Below are 11328 nucleotides of genomic sequence, written 5' to 3' on the forward strand. Positions count from 1 at the left end.
TTAACGACCTTCGCGAGCAAGCCCGCTCCCACATTTGGATCGTGTCCGCCTTTGATTTTGCTGTTGCTTCACCACACTCAACCCTTTCACTTATTGAGAAACCTCCATGCCGACCTCTTTCACCGAACTGCCAGTGATCCAGGGCCAACCACTGGAAATCCGCCCCAACCGTCACCTGAGCATCACCCATCACGCGGGCACCACCCAACCCGACACGGTAGTGTTCTTCTGCCACGGCGCCGGCGGCAACAAGGACCAGTGGCGCCACCAATGGCAATCCCTGAAAACCCAAGGCTACAGTCTGGTCGCCTGGGACCTGCTCGGCCACGGCGCCAGCGCAAAACCCCGCAACCCCGAGGCTTACGCCTGGCCCGAACTGGTCGCCGACTACCTGGAAATCCTCAGGCGCTACGGCGGCTCCCGCAACCTCATCGTCGCCCACTCCTTCGGCACTGGCCTGACCCTGAGCGCCTTGCTGGCCAAACCCGCGATCTCCATCGAAGCCGTATTGCTGCTGGGCACCCGACTGCACAGCATCAGCCGGAGCGGCGGCCTGATGCGTCTACCCGCATGGCTCCTGGAATGGCTGCGCCCACTGCTGGCCAAAGGTTTCCGCCAGGCGGCATGGAACGCCAAGGCCGACCCCGCACTGGTCGCCTACGAAGAAAAACTCACCGAGCGCAACCCGCTGTACATGTTCAAGGCCCTGATGAAAAACGTCCAATGGCCAGACGCCAATGCACTGCTTACCCTGACCCTGCCCGTGAGTGTGCTGGCCGGCGACACCGACGGCCTGACCCCGGCCAGCGGCGGCGAAGCACTCGCCCGGCATTTGCCCAATGCCGAGTATCAGTTGCTGCCCGAATGCGGCCACCAACTCATGCTGGAAAAACCCGGCGAGGTATTGGCCGCATTTCAACGCCTGTTGTCAGCTCAGCGGGACGGCAGTTTCCAGCGCTCACGGTAGAGGTCGTACTGCGCGGCGGGCAGTTGCACCAGCAGCGGGTTTTCTCGCGGGTCCAGCCAGGCAAACAACGCCTGGATATTCACCGGGTCCATCGCCGTGCAGCCCAATGTTCCCGAACTGACGCTGCGCCAGATATGCAGGAAAATACACGAGCCGCCGTTGGCCAAAGCCGGTGTGTTGTGCTCGACAAAAATCCCCTGGCGGTACAGCTGGTCCTTGCGCAGCATCCGCTCGGAACTGGTCCAGTCCTTGTTCACCGCCGAGCTGTCCACCAGGGTGTTGTAATGGCTGGACTGGCTGTCATCCACGCATTCGCGGGTGGCGGTACTGGCCGCGTAAGGCAAGCGGGTGTCAGCGGTGGGGGCGTAGCCGAAGGCCCCGCCGAGTTTGAAGATGCCGGCCGGGGCCTTGCCATCGCCTTCATGCTTGAGGGGCTGCTGGTCGGGGGTGGGCGTCGTAAGGCCGGTGCCCCACGCCATGCCGTTTTTACCGACCACGATGGCAAAGGGTTCGCCGACTTTCTGAAAGCCTTGCCCGTGCCGCTCATAGCGTTGTGCGGTGCCCTGGAGGGCGTTCCAGCCCGGGGTGGTGACCACGATCAGTTGCCGGCTGGTCTCGGGGATTTGCGCGAGTGCCACGTTTGAAAGCAGCGTCAGCAGCGCCGCGCAGGTTTTGATGAGCGTGTTCAACGGCGTTCAGTCCTTGAAAAGAGGGAAACCTCAAACGCTAGTTTTTGCCCCGGGCTTTATCAAGCTGAAGCTGTGTTGTGATGTTACCGCAGCGGTTCGATAGGGAAGTCCATCGGCTCGGCCCGCACCGGATTGCGGCTGTAGGTGAAGTGCCACCATTCGCCGGCATAACCGGTAAAGCCTTCCTTGGCCATCGCAGCGCTCAACCGTTGGCGATTCTGGCGTGCCGCCTGGCTGATGTGGGGGCTGTTGGTGTGGGCCATTTCGTCGAAGCAATCAAAACCGGTGCCCATGTCCAGGCCGCCATCGGGCAAGCGTCGACCGTAACCGGCGGCGCAATCCACCGCCGCGGTGTCGGCGCTCCAGGCCTGGGCTGGCCGCGCATCGGGACCGGTCAGGGTCACGTCCACTGCCGCGCCCCGGGAGTGGTTGGAAACCTTGGCCACGTAGCCCAGGCGCCAGAAATCCTGCTTGTTCACCCGGGGGTAGAACTCGGCCTTGGCCGGATCCCCCGGCAGGCTGGCGAAGCGGCCCATGTTCGCCACGGCACGGCTGGGACGATAGCAGTCGAAGACCTTCAAGCCGTAACCCTGCCTGGCCAACTCGGCCTGGACCCGTACCAGTGCCTTTGCCGCGTCGGCAGACAGCACGCATTCGGCTGCGTTGTAGCCGTCCAGCGGCGCTCCGGTGAAGTTGTGGGGGCTGGCGTAGCGAATGTCCTGGGCGATGCTCGGGTCGAGGCTGCGCAGGTAAACCATGTTGGCCGGCATCGGCGTGTCTGCCGCTACCGGCGTGGCGAGCACGATCAGGCTCAGGGCGGCAAGGGAAAGGGAAGAGTAGGGCATGGCGGGCCGGGCTCGGACGGTGGCTTAAGCGCGCCACACTAGCAATGCCCGCCCCATGCCGCCAGTGCTACGGCGCGGCGTTGGGCACAAATGCCACGCTGCCACCGTCACGCTTGTGGAACAACCGTTCACCATTGTCCGGCTGGGTAGTGATGACCTGATGATCGTTGCCCAGGTAGGCCAGCGGCGTCGGGTCATCCTTGGTGGACTGCGCGACAATAATTGTGCGCTTGGGATCAAAGGTGCGGCCGCTGGTTTTTTCCAGCCAGCCCATGAACGCCGCACTGTCGCCCTGGCGCGGGAAGTCCTGGGTTTCGGCGACGTAGTAGAACGGCGTCCCGTGATTTTGCAGGTACATCGGTACCTTGTTGTCGACTTCCACCATCACCATCTGCCACGCGTTCCATGGCGCGCTTTTCACTGCTTGCGCTTGAACGTCCTCGGCGAAACGGGTCACGCCGCCATTGCCATTGGTCCACGGATACACCACCCCGAGTACCAGCAGCATCACCCCCGCAGCGATGCCGAACCCACGGTACCAACCCCGGCCGACCGTGCCTTTGCGGGCGATACGCTCACTGACCCACCACGCCGCCAGCAACTGCGCGAACGGCACCAGCGGCAGCACGTAGTAACTGCGCCGGCTGCCACTGGCGGTGAAGAACACAAACAGCAGGCCCAGCCCCCACACCAGCCAGCGGGTGTTGGGCGGGGTGTCGCGCCAATGCCGCACGGCGAGCCACAGGCCCAGCACCCAGCACGGCGCCCAGGGCAAGGTGTAGGCCGGCAGGTAGATCAGGTATGTGTAGATCGGACCCATATGGTCGAACGGGTCGAAGAAGCGCACCACGTTTTCCCGGAACACCAGTTCCAGGCCGCTTGCACCGTAGGTCGGTGCGCCGTAGAGGTGGGACAGCACAAACGGGATCGCGTAGAACGCCCCGGCAATGATCACGGCCAGCACCAGCCGCAGGTTGAGGTGGCGTTTGTAGCGCTGTTCGCTGAGCAAGTGCGGCAACAGCACCAGGCCCGGCAGTACAAAGCCGATCAAACCCTTGAACAGTGATGTCGCCGCCAGTAACAGGAAGAACACCGTGTAGCGCCCCAGCCGCGTATCGTCCGGCCCGCGCCAATACCACCAGACGGCGGCGAGCACGCCGCATACGGTCAGCACGTCCGCCGTGGCCACCCGGGCCCAGAAGAGGAAGTAGAAGGTGGTCGCGAGCATCCAGCCGGCAATCAGGCCGGTGCCTTTGCGGAATAGTTGCTCGCCGATCAGGTACACCAGCCAGATGCTCAGCCACGCCGAGATCACCGATGACAAGCGCAACGACCACGGCCCCAGGCCGCCCATCAGGTTGGCAAACCCGGTGATCAGCCAATACGACGGCAAGGGTTTGTCGTAGTACGGGGTGCCCTTGAGGTACGGGTCGAAGTAGTCGCCGCTTTGCAGCATCTGCAGGGTGATGTTCGCCCAGCGGGTTTCCGGGCCCCACAGGTCGCGGGCGCCCAGGCCCAGCAGCAGGATCAGGGCCGACACGCCCAGGAGCAGCAGCAGGGCGCCGCGTTCGGTTTTCCAGAAGTTCATGGAGCGGTTCCGATGTGGGATGAGTGTTGAATGGGGTCACCCCACATTAGGGCGCCTGTGTTACGGCAATTGCGGGTAGATGATGATCTCCAGGTCACCCTTGTAATAACGCTTGCCCCCCAACGGCAGCTGGCCGGCTTCGCGCATTTCGCTGGTGCTCCTGACCCGCATCAGCACGCCCACCGAACCTTGCTGGCGCGCCTGCTTGAGCCAGGCTTGAACGCTGTCCAGATCCACCTTGCGGTGCATCGAGTCGGCGTATTGCAGGCCGTAGCGTAGTTCGCCTTCAGTGTTGTAGAGCGTCACTTCGGGCCGGCGCAGGCGCCATGCCAGGGCCGACGCCGATTCCAGTTCGTTGCTCAGCAGCGCTTGGGTCTTTTGGAGCTCGTCCAGGTGCTGGAGCACGAACTGGTCAGGCATCTGGTTATCTTCGACCACCGCCGGCATGCCGGCGGGCAACAGCGCCACCAGCAGGCCAATGCCCAACGCCGGCATCGCCCACAGCGCCAATGGGCGGAAGGCTTGAAGCAGGTTGGCGAGCATCCAGCCCATCAGCACGATGAACGTCAGGGACAGGTTGAACATCTCGCTGTGGCTGTTGCCGTACAACGGCCGGTCGATTTGCAGGTAGATCAGCGTCACCATCGCCGCGAGGCCGATGCCCAGGTTGAGCAGGCCATTGACGCGCAGCGCGCGGGTGCGGGCGTTGGCCAGCAGGTCGATCAACGCATGGCCCATCAGCAGCGCCAGCGGCAGCAGGCACGGCATGATGTAGGTCGGCAGCTTGCCGTTGCTCAGGCTGAAAAAGCCCAGGGGCAGCAGCAACCACAGCGCCAGGAAGACGATGGCCGGTTGGCGCTTTTCCTTCCAGGCCTTGCACAGTGTCGCCGGCAGCAGCGCCGCCCACGGCAGGCACGACACCACCATCAGCGGCAGGTAGAACCACCAGGGTCGTGCATGCTGGGCATTGTCGGAGGCAAACCGGCGGATGTGCTCGTGCCAGAAGAAGAAACGCCAGTAGTCCGGTTCCTGCAGGTGGATCGTCAGTGCCCAGGGCAGGCACACCACGGCCGCCACCAGAATCGCCAGCGGCCCGTAGCGCAGCAGTTCCCCCAGGCGACGCTGCCAGAGCATGTAAGGCAGGGCGATCAACACCGGCAGCAACCACGCCAGGAAACCCTTGGTCATGAAACCCATGCCGCAGGCCACACCCAACAACGTCCAGCTGGCGAGGCGAGCACGGGGGGTGGAGCTGTCGAGGGCAAACCACAGCGCCGCCAGGCTCAGGTTGACCCAAAAGGTGAATTGCGGATCCAGGTTGGAGTAACCGGCTTGCCCGGCCACCAGGCCGAAACTCATGTAGAGCAGCGCGCAGGCGAAGCTCTTACGCGGGTCGTTCCACAGCCGGCGGGCGATCAGGTAGGCGAGCACGACGCTCAGGCCGGTGGTCAGGGCGGAAGCGATGCGCACGCCGAACAGGTTTTCACCGAACAACGCCTGGCCCAGTGCAATGAGCCAGTAGCCGGCTGCGGGTTTTTCGAAATAGCGCACGCCCATGAAGTGCGGTGCCACCCAGTTGCCGCTGATGAGCATTTCCTGGCTAATCTGGGCGTAGCGGGTTTCGTCAGGGATCCATAGGCCATGCAGGCCCAGTGGCAGTAGATAGAACATCACGAATGCCAGTAGTAATACGGGCAATGGTTTAAGGCGGGTCATGGCTATTGCACTCTCAAGCGGTATTGACGGTGAATCAGCGCGAGCGCTGGATCAGCCATGCGCGAGGGGTGGAAGGTGGTCGTGGTCTGGTAGAAATGTGGCACAGAACGTTATTCCTTAAACAGTCTGTTAGTGGGGGGGCGAAACTGAATATCCCTGTGCCCCAGTCAAGCTCGTTAAACGTGTGGCGTCCAATAAGTCATCGAAGGTCATCGTCATGTTGTTAACTTGTGAAAAGTTAGTGAGCTAATAAATTTTTGACAAAAATTCAATTAAAACCATAGACGATGCCACGGTCTGGCTGTCTTTTTGCTGAACGAACTTGAATGATTAAATGTTAAGAAGTGTTCTAAAGTTGTTTAAGCACGGCGGCCCAGTCCTTACTGTTCAAAATACCCAGCGCCTTGAACTTGCCATCGGGCAGCAGCTTTACAAACAATGCACTGCCGTATTCAGCATGGGCAGCGTGTGAGTAGCCCAATGCCTCCTCGAAGTCGCTGATGCAGGCGCTGTGGGTGACCACCAGCAGGTTGCGGTCCGCGTGTTTATGCGGGCGCAGTTCCTCGCCGATAGCAGGGCCGCAGATGGCCAGGGGCCCGGGTGACAATTCGGCCTTGCCGAACATGAAAAGCGAGGTCTGCGCGGTACGGGTAGTGGGGCTGCTCAGTACGTCGGTGTTTTCCATGCCCAGGGTCTGGAAGGCCTTGCCCACGGCACTGGCAGACAACGAGCCGAGCGTGGTCAGGCCGTCTGCCGGGCCCAGGCAAGGGTTGTTGGAGCGGTCACAGCGTTCCTCATGGCGGACCAGCACCACCAGGTCTCCGTTACGCCAGGCTTCCAGGGTTCCGGAGGTGAGCAGGCGGTGGCCCACGCCCAGGTCCAGCGGCGATCTTGGCCACCAGATGAACGCCGTTACTGCCAGGCTGATCATCACGATACCTGCCACGCCCAGCCACAGTTTGTTCAGCTGTTTTACAAATGCCCAGCGCGAGCGAGACTTGCTCAGGGTCAGGTCAACCACACTATTCACCATTGGTAACTTCCAGGCGTTAATCCGGTAACTGGCAGCGGCAAGTTAGGCAGGCGCCAAGTGAGTAGCGCTGATGCAGGAATATGCAAAAGCGTGTCACAGGGGCGCTGTCTTTTTGCTGAACATACCGATATAAAAAATTGTTCACTTGCACTAACGGGCGTTTGAAATAACCAGCCTGTTATCTGCCCATGGACGGCAATTTAAAGTGCAGCAGGTGGCGACCGGGTGAAATCGATGTGAAAAATTTGCAGGGGTCATGGGGCGCTCCTTTTTCCCATGGTTGTGACATAAAAATGTGACAACCGTTATTCTCCGGCTTAAGTCCAGAAGCTTGTGGGGAGGGGTGATGCTGCAGGTACAAGGGGTATTCAAGAGTTATGGCACGCCGCAGGGGCCGTTGACCGTGCTGGCGGGTGTCGACCTGTACCTGGGAGCGCGCAGCAGCCTGGCGTTGATGGGTGAGTCGGGCAGTGGCAAAAGCACGCTGCTGCATTTGGTGGCCGGGCTCGACCAGGTCGACCGTGGCAGCATCCAGGTCGGCGATCAGCGCCTGGACCAGATGAGCGAAGCGCAGTTGGCCCACTGGCGGCGCACCGAGATCGGCCTGGTGTTCCAGCAGTTCAACCTGATCGGCAGCCTGCGGGTCGAAGACAACCTGGCTTTCCAGGCGCGCCTGGCCGGGCGCCTCGATCCGGCGTGGCAAGCGCAGCTTGTGGAGCGACTCGGCCTGGGTGACTTGCTCAGGCGTTACCCCGAACAACTGTCCGGCGGCCAGCAGCAACGGGTAGCGGTAGGACGAGCCCTGGCGTCGCGCCCCGGCTTGCTGCTGGCGGACGAACCCACCGGTAACCTCGACGAAGGCACCAGTGACGAAGTGCTGCAACTGCTGCTGGACCTGCTGCGGGACAGCCCCACCAGCTTGCTGATGGTCACCCACAGCCCGCGCATCGCGGCGCGCCTTGACCAGCAGGTGGTGTTGCATCGCGGCCAGGTACTCGCTGCGGACGCCCGCTGACATGCGCGTCTTCCACTGGACACTGCGCGCGCTGCTCAGCCATTGGCGGCGCCACCCTGTGCAATTCTTCAGTGTGCTCACCGGCCTGTGGCTGGCCACCGCGTTGTTGACCGGCGTGCAAGCCCTCAACAGCCAGGCGCGGGACAGCTACGCGCGGGCCAGCCAGCTGATCGGCGGCGAACCCCAGGCCAGCCTCAGTGCGCCGGACGGTGCGAGCTTCCCCCAGGCGCTGTTTGCCGACCTGCACCGCGCCGGGTGGCCGGTGTCGCCGGTGGTGCAGGGCCGCGTGCAGCTCAAGGGCCATGAAGACCAGCGCCTGCAAGTGATGGGCATCGACCCGGTGTCGTTGCCCGGCGGTGGCGCGCTGGCCGGGCAGACCCTGGACCGGGCGCAGATGGTCGCGTTCTTCAACCCGCCGGGACGCACCTGGATCGCGCCGCAGACCTTGCAGTCTCTGGGCCTGAAAGAGGGCGACCAGCCGCTGACAGCCGCCGGGCTCGCGCTGCCGCCGCTGCATGTTCAAGCGGACATGGCCCCCGGCGTCTTACTGACCGATATCGGCTTCGCCCAACCGCTGCTGGACATGCCCCAACGCCTGTCGCGGTTGCTGCTGGACAAGGCCTTTGCCGCCGCGCATCCCGCCCTGCCGCCGGAACTGGGCGCGCAACTGCAGCTCAAGCAGGCCGAGGAAAACAACCTCGCGCGCCTCACTGAAAGCTTCCATCTGAACCTCGATGCGCTGGGCTTTCTGTCCTTTGTGGTGGGCCTGTTTATCGTGCATGCCGCCATCGGCCTGGCGCTGGAGCAGCGGCGCGGCCTGCTGCGAACCTTGCGGGCGTGCGGGGTCAGTGCGCGGATGCTGATCCTCAGCCTGGCGGTGGAACTCGGTGGCCTGGCCGTGCTGGGTGGCCTGGCGGGCGTGGCCAGCGGGTACTTGCTTGCCAGCCTGTTGCTGCCGGATGTAGCCGCCAGCTTGCGCGGCCTGTATGGCGCCGAGTTGCCCGGCCAACTGAGCCTCAGCCCGCAGTGGTGGCTCAGTGGCCTGGGCCTGGGTTTGCTCGGCGCGTTGCTCGCCGGGGCCAGCAGCTTGTGGCGGGCGGCGCGTTTGCCGCTGCTGGCGCTGGCCAATGCCCAGGCCTGGCACCAGGCCCATGGGCGCTGGCTGCGACGCCAGGGCTGGGTGGCGGGTTCGGCCTTACTGGTTGCGCTGTTGGCACTGGTATTTGGCGACAGCCTGGCCAGTGGTTTTGTATTGATGGCGGCCTTGTTGCTGGGCGCTGCGCTGGGCTTGCCGGTGGTGCTCAATGGCGTGCTCAAGGCGGTATTGGGGCGCAGCCGTTCGGTGCTGGGGCAATGGTTTCTCGCCGATTGCCGCCAGCAGTTGCCGGCCCTGAGCCTGGCGCTGATGGCCTTGCTGCTGGCGTTGGCCGCCAATATCGGCGCGGGCTCGATGACCTCGGGCTTTCGCCAGACCTTCAACAACTGGCTGGAACAACGCCTGACCGCCGAGTTGTACCTCAACCCGCAAAATCCGGCCCAGGCCGAGGCGCTGCAAACCTGGCTGGTACAGCAGCCCCTGGTGCAGACAGTGCTGCCGACCTGGCAGGTTGCGGTGCAGTTGCAGGGGTGGCCGGCTGACCTGTTCGGCGTGGTCGACGACCCTACTTATCGCCAGCATTGGCCGCTGCTGGAAGCGGCGGCGAGCCCATGGAACCAGTTGCTGCAGGACGACAGCCTGATGCTCAGTGAGCAAATGGCACGCCGGCTCAAGGTGCGGCTGGGCGATGTGGTCAGCATCCCCACGCCCCAAGGTCCATGGTCGCCGAAGGTCGTGGGGATTTATGCCGACTACGGCAACCCCAAGGGCCACTTGCTGGTGAATTCGCGGCACCTGTTGCAGCACTGGCCGGGATTGTCGCCGGCGCGTTTCAACCTGCGGGTTTTGCCGGGCAACGTGCCGCCGCTGGTGCGTGCAGTACAGGAACGGTTTGCCCTCGAAGACAGCCGCATCGTCGACCAGCAGCAGCTCAAGGGCTGGTCGAGCCAGGTATTCGAACGAACTTTTGCCGCCACCGCCGCCCTTAACAGCCTGACCCTGGGCGTGGCCGGCGTGGCGTTGTTCATCAGCCTGCTGACCCAGAGCCAAAGCCGTCTTGGCCAGTTGGCCCCGCTGTGGGCGCTGGGCGTGACACGACGCCAATTGATGCTGCTCAACCTCGGCCAGACCTGGCTGCTGGCGGTGCTGACCCTGGTGCTGGCGTTGCCGCTGGGCTTGCTGCTGGCGTGGTGCCTGGACGTGGTGATCAACGTCCAGGCCTTCGGCTGGCGCCTGCCGTTGCAGGTGTTCCCGGGGCAACTGGCGCAACTGCTGGGCCTGGCGATGCTGGCCACCTTGCTGGCTTCGGCCTGGCCGTTGTGGCAGCTGTACCGCAGTCGCCCGGCGGATTTGCTGAGGACCTTTGCCAATGAAGATTAAGTGCCTGCTATGGGCGACGTTCCTGCTGCTGGGCGCCTGCGACAAACCACCTGCACCTGAAGAAAGCTTCGCCGGACTGGGCAGCCAGGCCGCGGACTTTGCCCAGGTGGTGCCCGGCAAGGTCTTCAGCTTTCCCCAGGACCATGGCCCCCATGACGGCTATCGCATCGAATGGTGGTACCTCACCGCCAACCTCAAGGATGCCGAGGGCAATGCCTACGGCGTGCAATGGACGCTGTTTCGCAACGCACTCAAGGCCGGCCCGACACAACCCGGCTGGCACGACTCGACGATCTGGCTCGGCCACGCCGCCGTCACCTCGGCCACCCGCCATTACGCCAGCGAACGCTACGCCCGCGGCGGCGTGGGGCAGGCAGGGGCCCAGGCGGTGCCGTTCAATGCCTGGATCGATGACTGGAATTTCGCCACCCGCCCCGGTGCAGCCAGCCCCCTGGCGGACATGCAACTCAAGGCTGCAGGCGAGCATTTCAACTACGACCTGCACCTGACCTCCAGCCGCCCGCTGGTGCTCCAGGGGGATAACGGCTACAGCCGCAAGTCCGACCAGGGCCAGGCGTCGTACTACTACAGCCAGCCTTTTTTCCAGGCAGATGGCCGCGTGACCATCGATGGAAAATCTTACCAAGTCACCGGCAACGCCTGGCTCGATCGCGAATGGAGCAGCCAGCCCCTGACCGCCAGCCAGACTGGCTGGGACTGGTTCTCCCTGCACCTGGACAGTGGCGAGCAATTGATGCTGTTTCGGGTGCGGCAGAAAGACGGACCGTCCTACCTGACCGGCACCTGGATCGACAAAGAGGGCCACACACAGACCCTGCACAACCAGGATATTCAACTGACGCCGCTGGGCACGACTGCCATTGATGGGCGCAGCATTCCCACCCAGTGGTCATTGAAGATCCCGGGCAAACATCTGGATATCACCACGGAAGCGGTCAACCCAAAGGCCTGGATGAACCTGAGCATTCCTTACTGGGA

The 11328-nt window shown here is 63.3% G+C and carries 9 protein-coding genes; 4 read left to right on the forward strand and 5 right to left on the reverse strand.

Going from position 1 to position 11328, the window contains the following annotated elements; all coding sequences use genetic code 11:
- Positions 1 to 106: 106 nt before the first annotated feature.
- Positions 107 to 967 (forward strand): alpha/beta fold hydrolase, encoded by an 861-nt coding sequence (locus HX786_RS31015; RefSeq protein ID WP_178913049.1) that lies wholly within the window; start codon positions 107 to 109, stop codon positions 965 to 967.
- Here the strand turns inward: HX786_RS31015 and HX786_RS31020 are convergent.
- The 5 genes from HX786_RS31020 to HX786_RS31040 all read right to left on the reverse strand — a co-directional run bounded on the left by HX786_RS31020 (position 934) and on the right by HX786_RS31040 (position 6838).
- Positions 934 to 1656 (reverse strand): L,D-transpeptidase, encoded by a 723-nt coding sequence (locus HX786_RS31020; protein ID WP_003210282.1) that lies wholly within the window; start codon positions 1654 to 1656, stop codon positions 934 to 936. The genes HX786_RS31015 and HX786_RS31020 overlap by 34 nt on opposite strands.
- Before the next feature lie 83 nt (positions 1657 to 1739).
- On the reverse strand, positions 1740 to 2501 hold the full coding sequence (locus HX786_RS31025) for a M15 family metallopeptidase (protein WP_177029207.1): 762 nt from the start codon (positions 2499 to 2501) through the stop codon (positions 1740 to 1742).
- Positions 2502 to 2568: 67 nt separating this feature from the next.
- Positions 2569 to 4089, reverse strand: coding sequence for a glycosyltransferase family 39 protein (locus tag HX786_RS31030; protein ID WP_003210278.1), 1521 nt, complete (start codon positions 4087 to 4089; stop codon positions 2569 to 2571).
- Positions 4090 to 4149: 60 nt separating this feature from the next.
- On the reverse strand, positions 4150 to 5805 hold the full coding sequence (gene arnT, locus HX786_RS31035) for a lipid IV(A) 4-amino-4-deoxy-L-arabinosyltransferase (RefSeq protein ID WP_102368668.1): 1656 nt from the start codon (positions 5803 to 5805) through the stop codon (positions 4150 to 4152).
- A 349-nt stretch (positions 5806 to 6154) separates the two neighbouring features.
- A complete protein-coding gene (locus HX786_RS31040) occupies positions 6155 to 6838 on the reverse strand; it encodes a histidine phosphatase family protein (RefSeq protein ID WP_003210274.1) in 684 nt (227 codons plus the stop codon).
- 346 nt (positions 6839 to 7184) lie between these two features.
- Here HX786_RS31040 and HX786_RS31045 point away from each other — a divergent pair, with 346 nt between their 5' ends.
- From HX786_RS31045 to HX786_RS31055, 3 genes are all read left to right on the forward strand, one after another.
- Positions 7185 to 7853, forward strand: coding sequence for an ABC transporter ATP-binding protein (locus tag HX786_RS31045; RefSeq protein ID WP_008431380.1), 669 nt, complete (start codon positions 7185 to 7187; stop codon positions 7851 to 7853).
- Between the two features lies 1 nt (position 7854).
- Positions 7855 to 10329: an FtsX-like permease family protein gene (locus HX786_RS31050; RefSeq protein WP_178913050.1), complete on the forward strand. Its 2475-nt coding sequence runs from the start codon at positions 7855 to 7857 to the stop codon at positions 10327 to 10329.
- Positions 10319 to 11328 (forward strand): lipocalin-like domain-containing protein (locus tag HX786_RS31055; RefSeq protein ID WP_178913051.1); only part of this gene is annotated, 1010 nt, incomplete at its 3' end. The genes HX786_RS31050 and HX786_RS31055, both read left to right, overlap by 11 nt.

The organism is Pseudomonas sp. 21615526, assembly GCF_013386245.1.
In the GTDB taxonomy this organism is placed as follows: domain Bacteria; phylum Pseudomonadota; class Gammaproteobacteria; order Pseudomonadales; family Pseudomonadaceae; genus Aquipseudomonas.

Excerpts from the sequence above, each read along its gene's own strand:
- HX786_RS31015 (WP_178913049.1), top strand. The coding sequence starts at position 107 with ATGCCGACCTCTTTCACCGAACTGCCAGTGATCCAGGGCCAACCACTG.
- HX786_RS31025 (WP_177029207.1), bottom strand. The coding sequence starts at position 2,501 with ATGCCCTACTCTTCCCTTTCCCTTGCCGCCCTGAGCCTGATCGTGCTC.
- HX786_RS31030 (WP_003210278.1), bottom strand. The coding sequence starts at position 4,089 with ATGAACTTCTGGAAAACCGAACGCGGCGCCCTGCTGCTGCTCCTGGGC.
- arnT (WP_102368668.1), bottom strand. The coding sequence starts at position 5,805 with ATGACCCGCCTTAAACCATTGCCCGTATTACTACTGGCATTCGTGATG.
- HX786_RS31040 (WP_003210274.1), bottom strand. The coding sequence starts at position 6,838 with ATGGTGAATAGTGTGGTTGACCTGACCCTGAGCAAGTCTCGCTCGCGC.
- HX786_RS31045 (WP_008431380.1), top strand. The coding sequence starts at position 7,185 with ATGCTGCAGGTACAAGGGGTATTCAAGAGTTATGGCACGCCGCAGGGG.
- HX786_RS31050 (WP_178913050.1), top strand. The coding sequence starts at position 7,855 with ATGCGCGTCTTCCACTGGACACTGCGCGCGCTGCTCAGCCATTGGCGG.